This window comes from Kitasatospora sp. NPDC036755 (assembly GCF_040636595.1).
Classification (GTDB): Bacteria; Actinomycetota; Actinomycetes; order Streptomycetales; family Streptomycetaceae; genus Kitasatospora.
Window position 1 is genome coordinate 1 of sequence record NZ_JBEZUT010000172.1, and the last position, 18,598, is coordinate 18,598.

The following is an 18,598-nucleotide window of genomic DNA, read 5'->3' on the forward strand; positions in this document are numbered from 1 at the left end:
GCCTGGAACAGAACCCCGACACCCACCAGCTCGTCCTCTGGTGCACCGGCGAGGCCCACGCCGAGGTCGTCCTCGACCGGCTGTCCGTCTGCGGTCGCCAGGGTGCGCGGGTTCCTCGGCCGGGACACGGCAGCGCTTCCGAGCAGGCCGTGATCATTAGTCCAGGACGGGGATACTGCCCGAACCGTGTGGACAGGACACGCGGCCAGTCCATAGCGTCTCGCTCAGGCGGTCCAATCCGGGCCGAGCTGAAGGGGGTTGGCATGGCTCACCCGCGGCTCACGGGTGTCGGCGTCGGAGACTGCAAGGAGGTAGTCTGCCCGAACGTCTACCTCACCGACCGGGGCACCCTCGTCTTCCAGGGGAACCAGTACGCGGAGCTGGCGGTGCCGGTACACGAAGGCGCCGTGGAGCTGCCCGAGCATGTCGTGAAGGAGGCCATTCGTGTTCTTGGATGGTGAGGACTGGCAGAGGCTCCTGCATGGTTTCTCGCGGTCGGCGTTCCGGCTTGAGACTCTGCCCGCTTACAAGGTCGCGGGGGAGGCCGAAGAGATCGAGGAGTTCCTGAACGGGTACCGGATCGACCCCGGTACCTACACGTCCGGCTGGACCGACAAGCTCAGGGCTCATACCGCGGCCGGTCGTACGGTTCAGCGCGTACACATTGTTACCCGGCCGCTGAGCGACTACCTGCGGTACGAGTTCATGTACTACGCGCCGCATGCCAGGGCCGGTGAGGACATCTACATTCTCGACCTGACCGACAGGCCGAACCCGGGCCTTCCGGCCCAGGATTTCTGGGCCTTCGACGATTCGACCGTGGTCCTGATGAACTACGAGCCCGACGGAACGCAGATCAACCGCGTGCTTGTCGAGGACGACGTCGAGAAGTACCGGGAATGGCGGCGGATCGCCGTGGCCGAGTCGGTGCCCTTCATGGACTATGTGGAAGAGTACGGGTGGCAATAGACTCGGAAGAGCTGGGGCTATGACCTGCGGTGATGCCGTTCGGCGGAGCCAGATCGCCACGCGATCGCCGCACTCGGCCAGCCGCCACGCATCACGTCGCTCGAACAATGCAAACCGCCCCGGCCTTCTCGGCCGGGGCGGTTCTCTTCATTTGCTCGAACTGACCGTTAGCGCCACGGGGGAAGCGACGGGCAGCCCGGGCTGCTCGGGATGGCGGTTAGGCCGCGTAGAACAGGGCCGTGGCTTCCTGGATCTCCAGGACGGCAGCGGCGAAGTCCTCGGGACCGCCGCCCCACGGGTCGGTGATGCCCGAGCCGAGGATGCGAACGGGCCGGTGCGGACCGGCGAGCGCTTCGACCGCGAGAGCGGTTTCGTCGTCCACCGCGACCAGGTCGTCAGCCCAGTCAAGTAGCTCCGTGTCCAGCACGGCACCCCGGTGCCCGGTGAGGTCGTAGCCGAAGGCGGCGGCGGCCTCGATCATCAGCGGGTGCGCGGGCTTGGCCACGTGCCAGTTGCGGGTGCCCGCCGAGCGCACGTCCAGCGCGCCCCTGGACCGTTCCGCGATGATCCGGGCGGCGATCGGGGAACGGCAGTGGTTCCCCTTGCAGACCACCAGGACCCGCCTTCGCCTACTCACCGGGGTTCACCCGCTCGATCTCGAACGTGATCACGCCGAGGGCTTCCTTCTCGGGCGGGAAGATCGCGTGGATCGCCCGCAACTGCTCGGCTTCGGTCGCGTGCGGGTTGACCGCCTTCACGTCCTCGGTGCCGAACATCTCCTTGAAGGTCCTGTACGTGCCGATGCGCTTCACCTTGGTCAGGCACTCCTCGCCACGGCAGGTGAAGTTGAGCAGGTCCCCGACCCTGATCCGCTTCATGGAGGCGTAGGCGACCCGGACTTCGACGGTCTTGGAGCCGTCGGCGATCAGGTCGAAGTACTGCTTGTAGATCTGGATGTTGCGGGGACGGCCATGCGCCTGGGATTGGTTCCTGGCAGGCTGGCGGGTGGTCATCAGGGCTTCCAATGCGGTCGTGGTGTAGGACCGGAAGAAGTGCCTCGGGCTGCTGAGCATCAGCTCACCGGCACCCGTGAGCGCTTCGACGTAGTCCGCTTGCGTGCCGGGCCAGGCGGCCGGGTCGAGCAGCCATTCCGCGGTGCTGCCTCCCGTCGCGTCTCCGGCTTCGGCAGCCGCGCGAAGGAGGCTCTTGGAGAGCTTCCCGCCGTCGCTGCCGAGGATCTGAGGGGTGAAGACGCGCAGCGGCACCGGAGCGGCCGGTGCCCCGATCGCGACGTGGGCGCCGTCCACCAGCTGGCAGCCGAACGCCCAGTCGCCGCCCTTCACCATCACGTGCAACGTGCCGTCGTCGGGGCGGTAGGACCGTTCCTTGACCACGTTGCGGTACAGGGTGGAGAGGTCCAGATAGCCGCCGCCGAGCGGCGTGATGTCCGCCTCGTAGCGTCCGTGCTCGTGGCACATCGCTTCGAACAGTGCCCCGGAGTCGTCCAACTCCAGCAGCCGTGTGTGGTCGGCGTACTTCTGGGCCCACCCGCAGACCGGACAAGGTAGCCGGATGTGTGCCGTGCCGCTGGCCGGAGCCAGCCAGAACCGGATCTGATCCAGGAACTCCAGCGTCCGCAGGAACTCGGCCCGGAACTCAGGGCTCGCCTGCTGCTCGGTGTAGGTGCTGACCCGGTACTCCACGCCCGTGCGGCTGGTCATCGCGTCCAGGAGAGGGGCGTAGTACTCGGTCACCAGGGCGCGGATGCCGTGGTCGCCGAGCTGGTGGTGGTAGGTGAGCTGGTACATGCGGCCGCCGTCGGTGATGGTCTCCGCCGGGGCGTTGTCCAGAGCCACGAAGTCCACGGCCGTCTCGACCCCGAACTCATCGCGGGCCCGTTCGGCGACCAGGAACGACAGGCTCTGCACCAGGTGCGTGCCGATGTGCGGACGCCCGTTGAGCTGCGTCCCCACGGTGAACTCGATCCGCTCCGTCCCGGCCTCCAGGAGGCGGGGACGGAGAACGTCCAGGGCATCGTCAACGGCGTTGGCCAGCACGGTGTTCGGCGACCTGAGAAGGTCGATGGTGTTCAAGTGGTGCCTCCGCTCTGCTCATGAACCGGCTGCGGCCGGCTCAGTGCTGGTGTCGGTGGCGCATGCGCTCGGCATGCTGGGCCCTGAGCTGCTCCACAGCGGCGATCACAGCCTTCACTGATGCGTGGGGGCGTGAGGTAGACCGTACGAACCTCGGCCAGCGGCACTCAACGAAGTTGCTCATAGTTGCTGGAAGTCGCCTGAGTGAGCTTCGGTGCCGTCGAACGCTTGACCTTGGGGTGGTCGTAGGGCGAAGGTCGGAGGTGACACGCGGCCGGATCGCGGGGGGAGCAACATGCGGCAACACAGCAGCGACGGCGACGACTTGACCGCTACGTTCTTCTGCACGGACCCCAACTCTCAGGGTGGCGTCGAGTGCGAGACGTTCTATGAGACCGACCGTGACTCATGGATCGTGCAACTCAAGAAGCGCGGGCCGAAGGTTCGGGATCAGCTCGTCGCACTTGCCGACGACGAGACGTTCGGGGAGTTGTCCGGGCGGACCATGGATGTGTTCGTGCGGAAGTACGTCAGGGAGCGTTATGGAATTGATCTCGGCGGCACGCCGAATTGAGCTGCTGTTCGGTGAGCCCGCCCAAGAGGTCCGAAAGCTTGAGCTACGGGACTTCTACGAGGTGGACCGCCCGTTGTTCGAGGCATGGCGCTCAGGTGACCGTGGGACGGTCGAGGAGACGATGCGGGGACATCGGGCGTTCCTGACCGGGAAGGCCGCCGCCGGCTTCCCTTACCGGCGTGTGCGGGTAGTCTCCGAACCCCTCTCGGACTACCAGCGGATGGCGGTCGAGCTGGCCGACCCCACGGAACGTCTTCGGTGGCTTCCCCGCCGTCTCGTGTCGGCGCTGCCCTTGCCGGGGAACGACTGCCTGATCCGGGATGACCTGGTGGTCTTCAACCTCATCGGGGGAGACAACCAACAGACCGACATCCAGCTCTCGACCGATCCGGACGTGATCCGGTTCTGCAACGAGGTGTTCGAGCAGGCATGGTCGCTCGGTGTCCCCAATGGTGAGTACAAGCCGTAGCGACATGTCCGACCAGGAACCATCCGGGTCCGCAAGGCGCGCTTTCGGGACTCAGCTCAAAGAACTCCGTCGGGATGCCCATCTCTCGGGTGTCGAGCTCGCGCAGCGCTGTGGCTGGCACAAGACCAAGGTGTCGAAGATCGAGCACGGGACGCAGATCCCGACCGAGGAAGACATCCGACGATGGGCAACGGCCTGTGCCGTCGAGGGGCAGACTCCCGAACTCATCGCGATGAGTCGTGAGATCGAGCAGATGTGGACCGACTACAAGCGATGGCACCGACCGGGGATGAAGCGTCTCCAGTTCCAAGCCATGGACTTGTACGCGAAGACCAAGCTGCTCCGGGTGTATGAGTCGCTGTTCGTCCCCGGTTTCCTACAGACGGTCGAGTACGCCAAGGCGCAGTTCACCATCCATGCCAAGCTGCACGGTCTGCCGTTGGATGACGTGGAGGAAGCGGCACAGAATCGCATGGCCCGGAAGCGGTTCCTCGGAACTGGGGCGCCGATATTCTCGTTCCTCCTGGAAGCCTCAGCGCTGACTAACAATACGGGCGGTGCTGAGGTGATGAACGGGCAACTTGATCACCTCCTGGAAGTGTCCAGGCTCCCGTACGTGTCCATCGGGATCATCCCGCAAGGTCGGCCACGGTCGCTCTACCCTGGCGAGGGCTTCTACTTGTTCGACGAGAGCTTGCTCAAGCAGGAGTTCTGGTCGGGGGCATTCCAGACGTCCAGGCCCGAGAACATCTCGTACTTCGTCCGCGTGTTCGCCGCTCTGCGGGACCAAGCGGTGTTCGGTACTGCGGCCCGAAACGAGATCGAAGCGGCCCGTGGCCGTCTTCAAGGGGCCTGAGAGCGCCACCCCGGGGCATCGTCAGAGTCGGCCTGTACGCCGGGTTCATGTCGCCCCCGTCGAGCAGCGGCTCGGCGGGGGCGATGTGCGTTCCCTTCAGGGGGTGACGGTGAGGTGGTCGAACTCGCCGGCCTTGGCGCCCTGGAGGAAGGCGGCGAGGTTGAGACGGGTGGTGCGGACGATGACATCGCCCTCATCGGACTCACGTACTTCGATCAAACCGTCGACGGAACGCACCTCGACGCAGTTGTCGCTTGAGGCCGAGTAGCTGGACTTCTGCCACGCGGAGCTAGACATGCTGGCCTGCCTCTTCCTTGATCGACTGCATGAGGTCACGTGACTTCTCCTCGGAGAGCGCCGTGGAGTCCATCATGGCAAGGAGGGCACGGAACCTCGTGAGGTGGGCTGGGCTGTCGAAGAGCTGGCCGCCATGGCCTGTGTCCATCTGCGCAGCATCCAGGTCCGTGATCGGCCCCTCGGAATAGGTGAAGTTCTCGCACGGACTCGGGACCGCGCCGGCAGCGAACGGTACGACTCGGACCGAGATGTTGGGCTGCTCGGAGTCGGCGAGGAGTGCGTCGATCTGCTCGATGTTGACCCTGGGATCACTGAACTGCATGCGCAGGGCAGCCTCGTGGATGAAGGCGGTATACGGCGTCGCGCCAGATCGGATTATGCGCTGTCGCTGCATGCGGAAGGCTGTCTTGAGATCGACCTCGTGACGCAGCGGTGGCGGGTAGGCCTGAGCGAACAACGCAGCCGTGTAGACACCGGTCTGGAGCAGGCCGGGGACGAAGGTGGTTCCGTAGACCGAGAGCCGGTGGGCGTGGCCCTCCAACTCGGCGATATCGAGGAAGTCTGTCGCCAGGGTTTCTCGGTACTCCTCCCACCATCCGGGCTTGCCTCGCTCGGTGATGATGTTGGCGAGCGCGTCGATCAGTGGCTGGTTGGAGCACATGCATGTCGTGGCGATGGTGTGCAACCGCTCCACGCTGATGCCGATCTTCCCCGCCTCCATCTGCGTCACCTGGGCTGGGTTCATACCGACCGCCCGGCCGAGCTGGCTGCCGCCGAGGCCGATCTGCTCTCGCATCCTCCGCAGTTCTGTTCCCAGCCTGCGCTGACGAAGTGTGGGGTTCGTACGAGCCATGGTTCCTTCCGAGGCGAGGGGGTCCCAGTCTGCCGCGCTGGCCTACATGGGTCCATCTGGGGTCGCCAGCCACGATCGGGGGAATATCTGGATTCCATGGAAATTTTGTCATGGATCTGAGTTATCGTCATTCCCAGATCGATCCGACGGATCGTCAGTAACGCCTGTATCCACGGCAGTAGGCGCCTACTGCTCGCGCACCGAAGAGCAACCGCCGCCCCGGCCTGGCTCACGGCGACGACCGTCATTCCCCTCCCCACGCCACAGCCTCACGGAGGTTCCCGTGTGCATCCGTAACACCCCCTCGCTCACCCTCTCCCGCCAGGCCCTGCGGGACGCGATGACCCGTAGCGGCGGCTGGGACGCCGACAGCATCTTCAACGCCGAACTCGCCCTGATGGAGCTCGTCGTCAACGCCTGGCGGCACGGCGACACCCCCGCGCCCGTCGTCTGGTTCTCCGTCCTCGGCCGCACCCTCAGGGTCACCGTCTCCGACGACAGCGACGCCCTCCCCGAGCAGCGAACCCCCGCCGACTCCGCCGAGTCCGGCCGGGGCCTCCAACTCGTGGAGGGCCTCACCCACCGCTGGGGCGTCGACCCGCAGAAGCGCGGCAAAAGCATCTGGTACGAGCTGGACTGCCGCGCGTGACCGGCTACCCCGTCCTGCCGGAGGACCCCCGGATGCGTGACTACACCAAACCCCACCTCATGGCCCTTCTGAGCGAGTTGCACAGGCGCGGCCTGCCGCACGGGCTCCTCTGGGGGTCCGCCTCGCCGGGCGGGACCACCATCGACGGACGCATCCTGATCGACTTCGGGAACGCTCCGGTGAGCACTTTGCTCAACCTCCTCCGCCTGCTCCGCGAACTGGACGATGACGACGAGGGAGGGCAGCCGTGAGGTTCTTCATTGGCGCAGGCCTCCTCGCCCTCGGCGTTCTCGCGACCCTCAGGATGCCCCGCCCCGAGGCGCGCGACGAGCAGCACTGAAACACGCGAAGGCCCTCGCCCACCCAGGGCGAGGGCCTCGCGGGCATGGAGCCGGCCTTCGTCAGATCTCGTACAGATGGTGCGGGAGCGCTCGCTCCCAGACCGCTTCGAACGCGGTGGCGCACAGCTTCACGGTGTCCGGGTCTGCCGTGATCTCGTCCTCGACCACGGCGCCGTCCCCGGAGAAGTGGTGCACCCGAAGCAGCGCACCGTCGAACAGCCAGAAGTCGTTCCCCGGCAGGGGGATGCTCGTAGCCTGCCGCCGGGGCAGCCAGCGGACATGCTCGCCCGCCGTGACGTTGGCGTGGGTGACGTAGTGCTCCCACCGGATGTACTCGGACACGGGCTCGGAGACCACCCGGGCTCGGCGAATGACCACGCCCCGCGCCACGGCGTCCGTGATCAACTGGTCATAGGGATGCCACCAGGACGCCTGGTCCTCCCAGTTGATCCGCTCACCGCGCTGCCAGGCCTCGAACCGATCCGTCGGGGCGTACGAATCCCGCAGCTCCAGATGGACGGCGGACCGCTGACACTGCTCAAGCAGCTCAGCGAAGTCGGGAACGCTCGACGGCATCACATGCCTCCCTGATCACGGGCACCATCCGGGCCGGAAGCCTGACGATGGCCTCATTGTCGGGCACCGGCCCGTTCGCCGGGCAGGCGTCCGGTGGCGCGGTGCCGATCACTCCAGGCCCAACGAGCGGCGCAGGAAGTGCAGTTCGTGGTGCAGCAGGTTCTCGATCACGGCCTCGTCCGTCGGCCGGTGGCCGGTGGCGCGCAGGGGGAGGACCTCGTGCGGGCGGGCGGCGGCGAGGAGGGCGGCGGAGAGCCGCAGGGTGTGGGCCGGGTGGACGTTGTCGTCGGCGAGGCCCTGGATCAGCAGCAGCGGGCGGCTCAGCTCCGGCGCCAGGGCGATCAGCGAGCCGCTGTCGTAGTGCTCGGGGTGCTCGTCGGGGTGGCCGAGGAAGCGCTCCTGCCAGTGGGTGTCGTAGAGCCGCCAGTCGGTGGGGGCGGCCCCGGCGGAGGCGGCGTGGAAGACGTCCGGGCGCCTCAGTACGGCGAGGGCGGCGAGGAAGCCTCCGTAGGACCAGCCGCGGATGGCGACCCGGTCGAGGTCGAGCAGTCCGGGCCGCAGTCGGGCGGTCTCGTGCAGGCCCTCGATCTGGTCCTCCAGCGCGGGACCGGCCTTGTCACCCCAGATCGTCTTGTCCCAGCGCGGCCCGCGCCCCGGGGTGCCCCGGCCGTCCACCACGAGGACCGCGAAGCCCTGGTCGGCGAACCACTGGGAGACCTGGTCCCACCAGAGGCCGCCGGTGGTGGCCTTCTGCAGCGCGGGTCCGGCGTACGGGTCGAGCAGGACGGGCAGCGGGCCGTCGTCGGGGCGGTGGCCGGTGGGCAGGAAGAGGTTGGCGCGCAGCTCGTGCGGGCCGAGCCGGAGCGGTTCGGGCCGCGGGGTGACGACGGGCGGCTCGGCGTACGAGGTGAGCGGGCGGGGTGCCGAGCCCTCCCGCAGGGCGGTCGTGAAGCCGCCGGGGTGCCCGGGGGATCGGGTGGTGAGCACCAGGGTGCCGCCGCGCCGCACCCCGGTGTGCAGGCCGGGGCCGCTGCTCAGCCGCCGGGGGCCGGTGTCCGGCTGGTACGTCCAGAGGTGGGTCTCGGTGGGCTCGTCGGAGGCGGTGAAGAGCACCTGTTCGCACTCCGTGCCGAGCACCGCGCGCAGCTGCAGCCCGGGTGGGGTGACGGGCTCGCCGTCGACGGTCAGGTGCCGGGTGTCGCCGAGGTCGGCGGTGTCCACCAGGGCGCCGCCCGCGGTGCGCACCGGCAGGCCGGGCAGCAGCTCGACCCAGTGGGCGTCCCGCCGTTCGGCGAGCGGCTGGGTGGTGCCGTCCGGCGCGATCGCCAGGGTGCGGACGGTGCGTTGGTCGCGGCTCTGCACGGCGGCGTACGGGCCGTGGGCGTCCCAGCCGGCGGCGGTCAGGTACTCGAAGGCGGCGTGGTCCCAGCGGACCTCGGTGTCGCTGCCGTCGAGGCCGAGCAGCCGCAGCGTGACCTCGGCGTTGGCGGTGCCGGCGAGCGGGTAGCGGACGGCGCGCGGCGGGCGGTGCGGGTCGGCGGGGTCGGTGAGGAAGAGGCGGGCGAGCGGGCGGTCGTCGACCCGGGCGACCAGCAGCGCGGTGCCGTCGGGGGACCACCAGTGGCCGCGGTCGCGGTACATCTCCTCGGAGGCGACGTACTCGGCGAGCCCGTAAGAGACGTCCTCGGCCTCGGGTTCGGCGAGCGCCCGGTCGTCCGTGCCGTCGACGTCGACCACCCGCAGGGCGCCGCCGCTGACGTAGGCGATCCGGTGGCCGGTCGGGTCGAGTCGGGGGTCTTCCACGCCGGCGACGGTCGGGACGGCGCGGACGGTGCCGGCGGCGGTGTCGGCCAGCCACAGGGCGCCGTCCAGGCCGAAGGCGGCGAGCGTGCCGGCGGCGTCGGTGCTGTACGCGGCGATGCCCTCGGCGGCGCCCAGTGCGGCCGGGTCGGCGACCAGCCGCTCCGCGCCGGTGGCGGTGTCCAGGGCCCAGAGGCAGGCGAGCGGGTCGGTGCCGGACCGGCCGCGCAGGAAGAGCACGGTGGTGCCGTCCGCCGAGGGCTCGGGCCGGGTGGGGGCGCCCAGGGTGAAGCGCCGGGTGCGGGCCAGCTGACGCGGTAAGGAGGGGGTCGTCATGCCGGGCACCATAGGCACGGCGGGTGCCCGGCTGTCGAGCGGTGCCCGGTTGTCGAGCGGGAGAAGGCGCCCGGCTGTCGAGCGAGAAGAGGCGGGAGAAGGCGGGAGAAGGCGGGAGAAGGCGGGAGAAGCACTCGGGGCCGCCGCGGATCCTGGAATCCGCGGCGGCCCCGGAGCGGGCGGGGACGGGCGTCAGTGCACGTCGCCCATGAGGGCCTGGACCTTCTTGCGGTAGGTGAAGATGGCGAACCCGGCGAGGGCCGCGAGCGACGCCTGCATCGCGATGATCCCGGTGCCGTTGAGGCTGACGCCGGCCAGCGAGAGCAGGCTGGTGGTGCAGTCACCGGCGGTGACGGCGAGGAACCAGACGCCCATCATCTGGGAGGCGTACTTGCGCGGCGCCATCTTGGTGGTGACGGAGAGGCCGACCGGGGAGAGGCACAGCTCGCCGATGGTCTGGATCAGGTAGATCGAGACGAGCCACAGCGGGGAGACCAGGGTGCCGTTGTCCGCCATGGTCATCGGGATGATGAAGAAGAAGAACGAGACGCCGACCAGGAGCAGGCCGATCGAGAACTTCACGATGGTGTTCGGCTCCTTGTCCCGGCGGGACAGCCAGAGCCACAGCCAGGCGAAGACCGGCGCGAACGCCATCACGAACAGCGGGTTCAGCGACTGGTACCAGGTGGCCGAGAAGCCGAGGCCGAACAGGTTGTCGGCGGTCTTCTTGTCCGCGAACAGGGAGAGCGTCGACCCGCCCTGGTCGTAGATCATCCAGAAGATCGCGGCCGCGGCGAAGAACCAGATGTACGCGGACATCTTGGACTGCTCGTCCGAGGTCAGGTCCTTGTCGCGCTTGATCCGGGCCAGCACGGTGATCGGGATCAGCAGACCGGCGATGGTCAGCGGGACGAGGGCCCAGTTCAGCGTGTAGAGGCCGAGGCCGGCCACGGTGCCGTAGAAGGCGGCGAGGCCGAGCAGGGTCAGGCCGACCTTCGCCAGCAGGCGCTTGCGCTCCGCGGGCAGCAGCGGGTTGGGGACCTCGCTGCTCACCGGGTTCAGGTGGCGGCTGCCGAGCAGGAACTGGGTCAGACCGATGGCCATGCCGACCGCGGCCAGGCCGAAGCCCAGGTGCCAGTTGAACTCCTTGCCGATCGTCCCGATGGCGATCGGGGCGACGAAGGCGCCGAGGTTGATGCTCATGTAGAAGACGGTGAACCCGCCGTCGCGGCGCGGGTCCTCGGGACCGTTGTAGAGCTGGCCGACCATCGTGGAGATGTTGGCCTTCAGCAGCCCGGAGCCGAGTGCGACCAGGAGCAGGCCGACGAAGAACGCCGCCTGGCCCGGGACGGCCAGCGCGATGTGGCCGGACATGATCACGAACCCGGCGATGGCGACGGTCTTGCGGGCGCCCCAGACCCGGTCGCCGAACCAGCCGCCCGGGTAGGCCATGAGGTAGACCATCGAGACGTAGACGGAGTAGATCGCCGTCGCCGTCGTCGCCTGCATGGCGAGGCCACCGCCCTGGCTGCCGACGGCGGCGTCGGCGCCACCGGAGACCAGGTAGTAGATGAGCAGGGCGCGCATGCCGTAGTAGGAGAAGCGCTCCCACATCTCGGTCATGAACAGGGTGGCGAGCCCTCGGGGGTGCCCGAGGAAGGTCTTGCCGCTGGGGGAGGCCGACGCCAGGTCGGTGTCCAGGGTCTTAGACGCCATGAGTAGTGGTTCCTTGCCTGACAGCGTCCGCCAAGGGGGGTGCGACGGACGTGGACGAAACCACTCTACGTGGCGACATTTGGCTTTATCAGATGACAAAAGCCTTGAATCAGGTACGGGAATGCCGTAGTTGGCAACAGATCTGCCCGATCTATCGATGGTAGACGGGCGTGTCTTCCTTCGGTTTCAAGATCCAAAAGGAGATTCTTCGCCGAACGACCGGTCCGTTACGCCGGGTTGGGAGTGATCAAGGCCTTGTATAACGATCACGCTCTGTGAACTACCTCACAGGGCGTGCGGGGATACCCCGGCGGACTACCATCACCACATGACCTGTGTGCTGCTTGCCGAGGACGATCCGGCGATCTCCGAACCGCTCGCCCGGGCCCTGCGACGCGAGGGCTATGAGGTGCTCGTCCGTGAGGACGGTCCGACCGCGCTGGCCGCCGGCCTCACCGAGGAGGTCGACCTCGTCGTCCTGGACCTCGGCCTGCCCGAGATGGACGGCCTGGAGGTCTGCCGCCGCCTCCGGGCCGACGGCAAGAGCTGCCCCGTCCTCGTGCTCACCGCCCGCGCGGACGAGGTGGACACCGTGGTCGGCCTGGACGCCGGAGCCGACGACTACGTCACCAAGCCCTTCCGCCTGGCTGAACTGCTCGCCCGCGTCCGGGCCCTGCTCCGGCGCGGCAACGTCGACCAGCTCACCACCGGCGCGCACGGTGTGAAGATCGACATCGAGTCCCACCGCGCCTGGCTCGGCGACGAGGAGCTGACCCTCTCCGCCAAGGAGTTCGAGCTGCTGCGGGTCCTGGTCCGGGACGCCGGCCGGGTGGTCACCCGCGAGGAGATCATGCGGCAGGTCTGGGACACCACCTGGTGGACCTCCACCAAGACCCTGGACATGCACATCTCGTGGCTGCGCAAGAAGCTCGGCGACGACGCGGCGAACCCGCGCTACATCGCCACCGTGCGCGGCGTGGGGTTCCGGTTCGAGAAGAATTGACCCCCTGACGGAGGCCGGGCCCTCGGCCCGCACCAGCGGAACACCCCGAGGAGCGGCAGCGTGAAACGCAGGATGATCAACTCGCTGCTGGGCGTCGTCCTGGTGGTCGTCGTGGTGTTCTGCGTGCCGCTCGCCCTGGTCGAGAAGCGGACCATCGTCAACTCGGCCCAGGACCGGGTGGACGCGGCCGCCGTCCGGGTGCTCGCCCTGGTCGAGAGCCGGCTCGCCGCGGGGGAGCCGGTCACCGGGCGGGCCTTCGAGAGCCAGGTCACCGAGGGCAGCTACGTCGAGGTGCAGGTGCCCGGCCAGCCGGTGGTCTCCGCGGGCGAGCGCCCGGCCGGGAACCACCTGCTGAAGGCCGTCGAACGCGGCAACAGCGGCGAGACCGTCACCGTCGAGCAGTCCCGCGAGGACGTCGACCACGAGATCGCCAACAACCTGCTGCTGCTCGGCGTGGTCGCCCTGCTCGCCGTCCAGGCCGCGGTCGCGCTCGCCGTCTGGCAGGCCAAACGGCTGGCCCGGCCGCTCACCGACCTCGCCGAGACGGCCGAGCGGCTCGGCTCCGGCGACCCGCGCCCGCGCGACCGCCGCTACGGGGTGCCCGAGCTCGACCGGGTCGCCGAGGTGCTGGACACCAGCGCCGAGCGGATCGCCCGGATGCTCACCGCCGAGCGCCGGCTCGCCGCCGACGCCTCGCACCAGCTGCGCACCCCGCTCACCGCGCTATCCATGCGGCTGGAGGAGATCACCGCGCTCGCCGAGGAGCCGGAGACGGTCAAGGAGGAGGCGACCATCGCCCTCCAGCAGGTCGAACGGCTCACCGACGTGGTCCAGCGGCTGCTCACCACCCAGCGCGACCCGCGCAGCCCCACCGCCGTCGCCTTCGACCTGGACGAGGTGATCAAGCAGCAGGTGGAGGAGTGGGGCCCGACGCTGCGGGAGCAGGGCCGGGTGCTCTCCCTGGAGGGGCTGCACGGGGTCACCGCGGTCGGCACCCCGGGGACGGTGGCCCAGGTGCTCGCCACCCTGATCGAGAACTCGCTGATGCACGGCGCCGGGACGATCACCCTGCGGATCCGGCCGTCCGGCACCTCGGTGGTGGTCGAGGTCCAGGACCAGGGCGCCGGCGTGCCGCCGGACCTCGGCAACCGGGTGTTCGAGCGCGCCGTCAGCGGGCGCAACTCCACCGGCATCGGACTGGCCGTCGCCCGCGACCTCGCGGAGGCGGACGGCGGGCGGCTCGAACTGCTCTCGCTGAAGCCGGCGGTGTTCGCGCTCTTCCTCGGACGCAGCCACGGGGGCTGACCGCGGGGGCCGGCCAAGGGGGCCGGCTGCGGGGGCCGGCCACGACGGTCGGCCGGGGACCCGGCTACCCTGCCCCGTCGAGCCGCTGGTCGCGGATCACGTCGAGGTCGGTGAAGGTGGGCGGAGCCTCGCACAGGGCCACCATCTCGCGGAAGATCCGGTCCGTCTCGGGGAGCCGGGAGTTGCGCATGGCGTCCTCGTAGGAGGGGAACTCCACGATCTCCACCACGTGCCTGCCGTCGGAGCGGTCGGTGCCGACCAGCGCGTGGGAGGCGGTCCGCTTCCCGCGGGTCCGCGCGACCCAGTCGTCCATGAGCCGGTTGAGTTCGTCGAGCCTGTCGGTCCTGCAGTCGATGATCTGGACGAACGCCATGGCGAGCCTCCTGGACCCCCTCGGCCTCGATCGTCCGCGGGCCGTGCTCGCCCTCGGTCACCACTGTCCTCCCGCCGGGGCGGGCCCGGCAAGGGGAGGGGCGGGGTCGGCTGCTCGGCCTGCGCGGCTGCTCGGGCGGGTCGGCTACTCGGCCTGGGCGAAGCGGATGCGCTCGGTGGCCAGCATCAGCTCGGCCTGCGCGGCCAGCTCCTGCCCGCCGGTGGTGGCGGTGGTGCCGGCCGCCTGCTGGGCCGGCAGCTCGACGGGCTCCGGGCCGGCCTTGAACACCCAGGTGCGGTACGAGATGAAGCGGAACACGGTGGCCACCGCGAGGCCGATCACCTTGGCGCCGATCTGCTCGTAGTGCGAGCGCAGGTCGAGCACGTACACCGAGAAGCCGAGCACGCCGGTCTCGATCAGCATGCCGATGCCGCTGTAGACCAGGAAGAGCGTGATCTCGCGCTTGCGGGAGGCGGCGTCGCGGTCCCGGTAGAGCCAGTAGCGGTAGCCCAGGTAGTTGGTCGCGATCGCGATCACCGTCGCGACGATGTTCGACCGCACCGAGGCCAGGCCCATGCCGTTGATGCAGACCCAGAAGACGGCGAAGTTGACCACCACGCCGCTCAGGCCGACGATGCCGAACTTCACGACTTCGCCCGAGATCCCGCGCAGCTTCTGCGCGAGAGGGGGTTTCGAAGCTTCGGTCGTCGCCATACCGGACTGCCTCCATGTGCCTGCGGGACGAAAGGGTCGGCCACGACGGCGCGGCCACCCCTTGAGCCCTGCGTGCACGCACATGATCGGACCGCGCGGACCAGGACCTAGCCGACCAGGCTACCCGCTTCCACCGAACGGCTCAGCCTTCAGGACGGCAGGTTGACATCTACGCGCGTCCGCCCCGAAGGCCCCACGGGCGCCTCCACCGCCCCCCACCGGCCCGGATATCCTGGGCCGCGTGACTTCCCCGGGCAATGTGAATTTTCCAGTGGTGGGCATGATCGGTGGCGGGCAGCTGGCCCGCATGGCACACCAGGCGGGCATCCCGCTCGGGGTCAGGTTCAAACTCCTCGCCGACACGCCCCAGGACTCCGCCGCGCAGGTGGTCTCCGACGTCGTCCTCGGTGACTACCGCGACCTCGACACCCTGCGCGCCTTCGCCGCCGGCTGCGACGTGATCACCTTCGACCACGAGCACGTCCCCACCGAGCACCTGCGGGCCCTGGAGGCCGACGGCATCGCCGTCCGCCCCGGCCCGGACGCGCTGGTCAACGCCCAGGACAAGGGCGTGATGCGGGCCAAGCTGGACTCCATCGACGTGCCCTGCCCCCGGCACCGGATCGTCGCCGACCCGGCCGACGTCACCGCCTTCGCGAACGAGGGGTCGGGCTACCCCGTCGTCCTGAAGACCGTCCGCGGCGGCTACGACGGCAAGGGCGTCTGGGTCGTCGACGACGAGGAGCAGGCGCACGCCCCGTTCCTGGCCGGCGTCGCGGTGCTGGCCGAGGAGAAGGTCGACTTCGTCCGTGAGCTGGCCGCCAACGTGGTGCGCTCGCCCAGCGGCCAGGCCGTCGCCTACCCGGTGGTGGAGAGCGTCCAGGAGAACGGCGTCTGCGCCGAGGTCACCGCCCCCGCGCCGGACCTCGACCCGGCCCTGTCCGACGAGGCCCAGCAGCTCGCGCTGCGGATCGCCGGCGAGCTCGGCATCGTCGGCCACCTCGCCGTCGAGCTGTTCCAGACCCGGGACGGCCGCATCCTGGTCAACGAGCTGGCCATGCGCCCGCACAACTCCGGGCACTGGACCCAGGACGGCGCGGTCACCTCGCAGTTCGAGAACCACCTGCGGGCCGTCCTCGACCTCCCGCTCGGCGACCCCCGCCCGCGCGCCAGGTGGACCGTCATGGTCAACGTCCTCGGCGGCGACTACCCGGACATGTACCACCCCTTCCTGCACTGCATGGCCCGCGACCCCGGGCTGCGGATCCACATGTACGGGAAGGACGTGAAGCCCGGCCGCAAGGTCGGCCACGTCAACGTCTTCGGGGACGACCTCGAAGACGTCCGCGAGCGCGCCCGCCACGCGGCCGCCTACCTGCGAGGAACGATCACCGAATGACCTCTGCTGCCCCCGTCGTCGGCATCGTGATGGGCTCGGACTCCGACTGGCCGGTCATGGAGGCCGCCGCCCAGGCGCTCGACGAGTTCGAGATCCCCTACGAGGTGGACGTCGTCTCCGCCCACCGGATGCCCCGCGAGATGGTCGCGTACGGCGAGCGGGCCCACGGGCGCGGCCTGAAGGCGATCATCGCGGGCGCCGGCGGCGCGGCCCACCTGCCGGGCATGCTCGCCTCCGTCACCCCGCTGCCGGTCATCGGCGTGCCGGTGCCGCTGCGCTACCTGGACGGCATGGACAGCCTGCTGTCGATCGTCCAGATGCCCGCCGGCGTCCCGGTGGCGACCGTCTCGGTGGCCGGCGCGCGCAACGCCGGCCTGCTCGCGGTGCGGATGCTCGCCGCCTTCGACCCGGAACTCACCGAGAAGATGACCGACTTCCAGGCAGAGCTGAACAACCAGGCCACCGAGAAGGGCGCGAAGCTCCGCGCCAAGGTGGCCGGCTCCGGCTCCTTCGGCTTCGGCAAGTAGGTCCCGCCGGCGGGTGGGGTAGAACAGCCCGTATGACTACTCGGACGGACTCCCCCACCCCGCTGGACCGCGCCCGTGCCCTGCTGCGCACCGCCCCCGTGGTGGACGGTCACAACGACCTCCCCTGGGCGATGCGCGAGCAGGCCGGGTACGACCTCGGCGCGCTCGACCTCGCCGCCGACCAGAGCGACCGCCTGCACACCGACCTCGCCCGCCTCGCGGAGGGCGGGGTCGGCGCGCAGTTCTGGTCCGTCTACGTCCCCTCCTCGCTGGCCGGCGACCACGCGGTGAGCGCCACCCTGGAGCAGATCGACTTCGTCCACGCCCTGGTCGAGCGCTACCCGGACCGGCTGCGCCTGGCCCGCACCGCCGCCGACATGGAGGCGGCCCGCGCCGAGGGCCGGATCGCCTCCCTGATGGGCGCCGAGGGCGGCCACTCCATCGACTGCTCGCTGGCCACCCTGCGCGCCCTGTACGAGCTGGGCGTGCGGTACCTCACGCTCACCCACAACGACAACGTGCCGTGGGCGGACTCCGCGACCGACAAGCCGGTGGCCGGCGGGCTGACCCGGTTCGGCGAGGAGGTCGTCCGGGAGATGAACCGGCTCGGCATGCTGGTCGACCTCTCGCACGTCTCCGCCGACACCATGCGCGACGCCCTGCGGGTCACCGAGGCGCCGGTCGTCTTCTCGCACTCCTCCTCGCGCGCGGTCTGCGACCACCCGCGCAACATCCCGGACGACGTGCTCGCCCAGCTGCCCGCCAACGGCGGGGTGGCGATGGCGACCTTCGTGCCGAAGTTCATCCTGCCCGCCGCCATCGAGTGGACCCGGGAGGCGGACGAGAACATGCGCGCCCACGGCTTCCACCCGCTGGACACCACCCCGCCCGCCATGGAGCGCCAGCACGCCTTCGAGGCCGCCCACCCGCGCCCGATCGCCACTCCGGCCACCGTCGCCGACCACCTCGACCACATGCGCGAGGTCGCCGGCATCGACCACATCGGCATCGGCGGCGACTTCGACGGCACCGCCTTCCTGCCGGACGGCCTGGACTCGGTGGCCGGCTACCCCAACCTGGTCGCCGAACTCCTCGGCCGCCACTGGTCGGAGGCCGACCTGGCCAAGCTCACCTGGCACAACGCCGTCCGCGTCCTGCGCGACGCCGAGTCCGCCGCCGCCGACCTGCGCACCCGCCGCGGCCCGTCCATCGCCACCATCGCCCGGCTGGACGGCTGAGCTCAGCCCAGCCTCGGGATCTCGATGGCCGGGCACCGGTCCATCACCATGGCCAGGCCGGCCTCCCTGGTCCGGTCGTAGGCGGCCTCGTCCACCACACCCAGCTGGAACCAGACCGCCTTCGCCCCGGCCGCCACCGCCTGGTCGGCCACCTCCCCGGCCTGCGCGCTGTTCACGAACACGTCCACCACGTCGACCGGGAACGGGATCTCGGCGAGCGAGGCGTAGCCCCGCTCGCCGAGGACCGTCTCGGCCTTCGGGTGCACGGGCACGATCCGCTTGCCGTACCGCTGGAGCACCCGGGCCACCCCGTACGCGGCCCGGGCGGTGTTGGTGGACAGGCCCACCACCGCCCAGGTGTCGCCGGTGCCGGTGAGGATCCCGCGGACCGTCGCTTCGTCGCCGTAGCTCGTCACCGAGATCCTGGAGGCTGCCGAGCGGATTGACCAGGTCTCCCCGCTGCTGGAGGACCTGGTCACCCAGGCCGACGACCTCCGCTTCCGCCGGGTG

21 protein-coding genes and 1 pseudogene are annotated in these 18,598 nt (G+C 69.6%); 12 read left to right on the top strand and 10 right to left on the bottom strand.

Features of this window, described 5'->3' with window-relative positions; genetic code table 11:
* Positions 1-263: 263 nt before the first annotated feature.
* On the top strand, positions 264-461 hold the full coding sequence (locus AB0E96_RS24240) for a hypothetical protein (RefSeq protein ID WP_359827306.1): 198 nt from the start codon (positions 264-266) through the stop codon (positions 459-461).
* On the top strand, positions 445-969 hold the full coding sequence (locus tag AB0E96_RS24245; RefSeq protein WP_359827281.1) for a DUF6879 family protein: 525 nt from the start codon (positions 445-447) through the stop codon (positions 967-969). The genes AB0E96_RS24240 and AB0E96_RS24245 overlap by 17 nt, the downstream gene beginning before the upstream one ends.
* A gap of 217 nt (positions 970-1,186) precedes the next feature.
* Here AB0E96_RS24245 and AB0E96_RS24250 read toward each other — a convergent pair whose 3' ends face one another.
* Both AB0E96_RS24250 and AB0E96_RS24255 read right to left on the bottom strand, forming a co-directional pair.
* Positions 1,187-1,606 carry a low molecular weight phosphatase family protein gene (locus AB0E96_RS24250; RefSeq protein ID WP_359827283.1) on the bottom strand — a complete coding sequence of 140 codons (420 nt, stop codon included), beginning with the start codon at positions 1,604-1,606 and terminating at the stop codon, positions 1,187-1,189.
* Positions 1,599-3,062 carry an ASCH domain-containing protein gene (locus tag AB0E96_RS24255; RefSeq protein ID WP_359827285.1) on the bottom strand — a complete coding sequence of 488 codons (1,464 nt, stop codon included), beginning with the start codon at positions 3,060-3,062 and terminating at the stop codon, positions 1,599-1,601. Before AB0E96_RS24255 ends, AB0E96_RS24250 begins: the two co-directional genes overlap by 8 nt.
* 295 nt (positions 3,063-3,357) lie before the next feature.
* Here AB0E96_RS24255 and AB0E96_RS24260 point away from each other — a divergent pair, with 295 nt between their 5' ends.
* The 3 genes from AB0E96_RS24260 to AB0E96_RS24270 are packed head-to-tail and all read left to right on the top strand — an operon-like array spanning position 3,358 to position 4,961.
* Positions 3,358-3,636 carry a hypothetical protein gene (locus tag AB0E96_RS24260; protein ID WP_359827286.1) on the top strand — a complete coding sequence of 93 codons (279 nt, stop codon included), beginning with the start codon at positions 3,358-3,360 and terminating at the stop codon, positions 3,634-3,636.
* The gene (locus AB0E96_RS24265) at positions 3,605-4,105 is read left to right on the top strand and encodes a DUF6879 family protein (RefSeq protein ID WP_359827287.1); all 501 of its coding nucleotides are present in this window, start codon (positions 3,605-3,607) and stop codon (positions 4,103-4,105) included. Before AB0E96_RS24260 ends, AB0E96_RS24265 begins: the two co-directional genes overlap by 32 nt.
* Before the next feature lie 4 nt (positions 4,106-4,109).
* On the top strand, positions 4,110-4,961 hold the full coding sequence (locus AB0E96_RS24270; protein ID WP_359827288.1) for a helix-turn-helix transcriptional regulator: 852 nt from the start codon (positions 4,110-4,112) through the stop codon (positions 4,959-4,961).
* 96 nt (positions 4,962-5,057) lie between these two features.
* Here the strand turns inward: AB0E96_RS24270 and AB0E96_RS24275 are convergent, their stop codons facing one another.
* Positions 5,058-5,258, bottom strand: coding sequence for a DUF397 domain-containing protein (locus tag AB0E96_RS24275; protein WP_359827290.1), 201 nt, complete (start codon positions 5,256-5,258; stop codon positions 5,058-5,060).
* On the bottom strand, positions 5,251-6,111 hold the full coding sequence (locus AB0E96_RS24280; RefSeq protein ID WP_359827292.1) for a helix-turn-helix transcriptional regulator: 861 nt from the start codon (positions 6,109-6,111) through the stop codon (positions 5,251-5,253). The genes AB0E96_RS24275 and AB0E96_RS24280 overlap by 8 nt, the downstream gene beginning before the upstream one ends.
* A gap of 283 nt (positions 6,112-6,394) precedes the next feature.
* On the opposite strand from AB0E96_RS24280, the gene AB0E96_RS24285 reads away from it, so the two are divergent.
* Positions 6,395-6,760: an ATP-binding protein gene (locus AB0E96_RS24285; protein ID WP_359827293.1), complete on the top strand. Its 366-nt coding sequence runs from the start codon at positions 6,395-6,397 to the stop codon at positions 6,758-6,760.
* Positions 6,761-6,792: 32 nt separating this feature from the next.
* Entirely contained in the window at positions 6,793-7,011 is a 219-nt protein-coding gene (locus tag AB0E96_RS24290; protein WP_359827295.1) for a hypothetical protein, read from the top strand.
* Positions 7,012-7,161: 150 nt separating this feature from the next.
* On the opposite strand, the gene AB0E96_RS24295 is transcribed toward AB0E96_RS24290, so the two are convergent.
* The 3 genes from AB0E96_RS24295 to AB0E96_RS24305 form a co-directional block, all read right to left on the bottom strand.
* A complete protein-coding gene (locus AB0E96_RS24295) occupies positions 7,162-7,677 on the bottom strand; it encodes a DUF6879 family protein (RefSeq protein ID WP_359827296.1) in 516 nt (171 codons plus the stop codon).
* Positions 7,678-7,785: 108 nt separating this feature from the next.
* The gene (locus tag AB0E96_RS24300) at positions 7,786-9,813 is read right to left on the bottom strand and encodes a prolyl oligopeptidase family serine peptidase (protein ID WP_359827298.1); all 2,028 of its coding nucleotides are present in this window, start codon (positions 9,811-9,813) and stop codon (positions 7,786-7,788) included.
* A gap of 192 nt (positions 9,814-10,005) precedes the next feature.
* Positions 10,006-11,529 (bottom strand): oligopeptide:H+ symporter, encoded by a 1,524-nt coding sequence (locus tag AB0E96_RS24305; RefSeq protein WP_359827299.1) that lies wholly within the window; start codon positions 11,527-11,529, stop codon positions 10,006-10,008.
* A gap of 328 nt (positions 11,530-11,857) precedes the next feature.
* On the opposite strand from AB0E96_RS24305, the gene AB0E96_RS24310 reads away from it, so the two are divergent.
* Together AB0E96_RS24310 and AB0E96_RS24315 are read left to right on the top strand one after the other, a co-directional pair.
* Positions 11,858-12,532 carry a response regulator transcription factor gene (locus AB0E96_RS24310; protein WP_030058577.1) on the top strand — a complete coding sequence of 225 codons (675 nt, stop codon included), beginning with the start codon at positions 11,858-11,860 and terminating at the stop codon, positions 12,530-12,532.
* Between the two features lie 60 nt (positions 12,533-12,592).
* Positions 12,593-13,837: an ATP-binding protein gene (locus AB0E96_RS24315; RefSeq protein ID WP_359827301.1), complete on the top strand. Its 1,245-nt coding sequence runs from the start codon at positions 12,593-12,595 to the stop codon at positions 13,835-13,837.
* A 79-nt stretch (positions 13,838-13,916) separates the two neighbouring features.
* Here AB0E96_RS24315 and AB0E96_RS24320 read toward each other — a convergent pair.
* Both AB0E96_RS24320 and AB0E96_RS24325 read right to left on the bottom strand, forming a co-directional pair.
* Positions 13,917-14,210: pseudogene (locus AB0E96_RS24320) on the bottom strand (ester cyclase); the annotation flags it as partial.
* Positions 14,211-14,354: 144 nt separating this feature from the next.
* A complete protein-coding gene (locus AB0E96_RS24325) occupies positions 14,355-14,924 on the bottom strand; it encodes a GtrA family protein (protein ID WP_359827302.1) in 570 nt (189 codons plus the stop codon).
* A 259-nt stretch (positions 14,925-15,183) separates the two neighbouring features.
* Here AB0E96_RS24325 and AB0E96_RS24330 point away from each other — a divergent pair, with 259 nt between their 5' ends.
* Genes AB0E96_RS24330 through AB0E96_RS24340 form a run of 3 tightly spaced genes read left to right on the top strand, consistent with a single transcriptional unit; the run spans position 15,184 to position 18,088 of the window.
* Entirely contained in the window at positions 15,184-16,323 is a 1,140-nt protein-coding gene (locus AB0E96_RS24330; RefSeq protein ID WP_359827307.1) for a 5-(carboxyamino)imidazole ribonucleotide synthase, read from the top strand.
* Complete coding sequence (gene purE / locus AB0E96_RS24335) at positions 16,320-16,850, top strand: 5-(carboxyamino)imidazole ribonucleotide mutase (protein ID WP_359827303.1); 531 nt, start codon at positions 16,320-16,322, stop codon at positions 16,848-16,850. Before AB0E96_RS24330 ends, purE begins: the two co-directional genes overlap by 4 nt.
* Before the next feature lie 32 nt (positions 16,851-16,882).
* Positions 16,883-18,088, top strand: coding sequence for a dipeptidase (locus tag AB0E96_RS24340; protein ID WP_359827304.1), 1,206 nt, complete (start codon positions 16,883-16,885; stop codon positions 18,086-18,088).
* Positions 18,089-18,090: 2 nt separating this feature from the next.
* Here AB0E96_RS24340 and AB0E96_RS24345 read toward each other — a convergent pair whose 3' ends face one another.
* Entirely contained in the window at positions 18,091-18,504 is a 414-nt protein-coding gene (locus tag AB0E96_RS24345) for a CoA-binding protein (RefSeq protein ID WP_359827308.1), read from the bottom strand.
* Positions 18,505-18,598: the final 94 nt, after the last annotated feature.

Coding starts and splice junctions, on each gene's coding strand:
- AB0E96_RS24290 (WP_359827295.1), top strand. CDS start 6,793: ATGCGTGACTACACCAAACCCCACCTCATGGCCCTTCTGAGCGAGTTG.
- AB0E96_RS24260 (WP_359827286.1), top strand. CDS start 3,358: ATGCGGCAACACAGCAGCGACGGCGACGACTTGACCGCTACGTTCTTC.
- AB0E96_RS24265 (WP_359827287.1), top strand. CDS start 3,605: ATGGAATTGATCTCGGCGGCACGCCGAATTGAGCTGCTGTTCGGTGAG.
- AB0E96_RS24305 (WP_359827299.1), bottom strand. CDS start 11,529: ATGGCGTCTAAGACCCTGGACACCGACCTGGCGTCGGCCTCCCCCAGC.
- AB0E96_RS24295 (WP_359827296.1), bottom strand. CDS start 7,677: ATGCCGTCGAGCGTTCCCGACTTCGCTGAGCTGCTTGAGCAGTGTCAG.
- AB0E96_RS24340 (WP_359827304.1), top strand. CDS start 16,883: ATGACTACTCGGACGGACTCCCCCACCCCGCTGGACCGCGCCCGTGCC.
- AB0E96_RS24275 (WP_359827290.1), bottom strand. CDS start 5,258: ATGTCTAGCTCCGCGTGGCAGAAGTCCAGCTACTCGGCCTCAAGCGAC.
- AB0E96_RS24325 (WP_359827302.1), bottom strand. CDS start 14,924: ATGGCGACGACCGAAGCTTCGAAACCCCCTCTCGCGCAGAAGCTGCGC.
- AB0E96_RS24300 (WP_359827298.1), bottom strand. CDS start 9,813: ATGACGACCCCCTCCTTACCGCGTCAGCTGGCCCGCACCCGGCGCTTC.
- purE (WP_359827303.1), top strand. CDS start 16,320: ATGACCTCTGCTGCCCCCGTCGTCGGCATCGTGATGGGCTCGGACTCC.
- AB0E96_RS24270 (WP_359827288.1), top strand. CDS start 4,110: ATGTCCGACCAGGAACCATCCGGGTCCGCAAGGCGCGCTTTCGGGACT.
- AB0E96_RS24240 (WP_359827306.1), top strand. CDS start 264: ATGGCTCACCCGCGGCTCACGGGTGTCGGCGTCGGAGACTGCAAGGAG.
- AB0E96_RS24280 (WP_359827292.1), bottom strand. CDS start 6,111: ATGGCTCGTACGAACCCCACACTTCGTCAGCGCAGGCTGGGAACAGAA.
- AB0E96_RS24310 (WP_030058577.1), top strand. CDS start 11,858: ATGACCTGTGTGCTGCTTGCCGAGGACGATCCGGCGATCTCCGAACCG.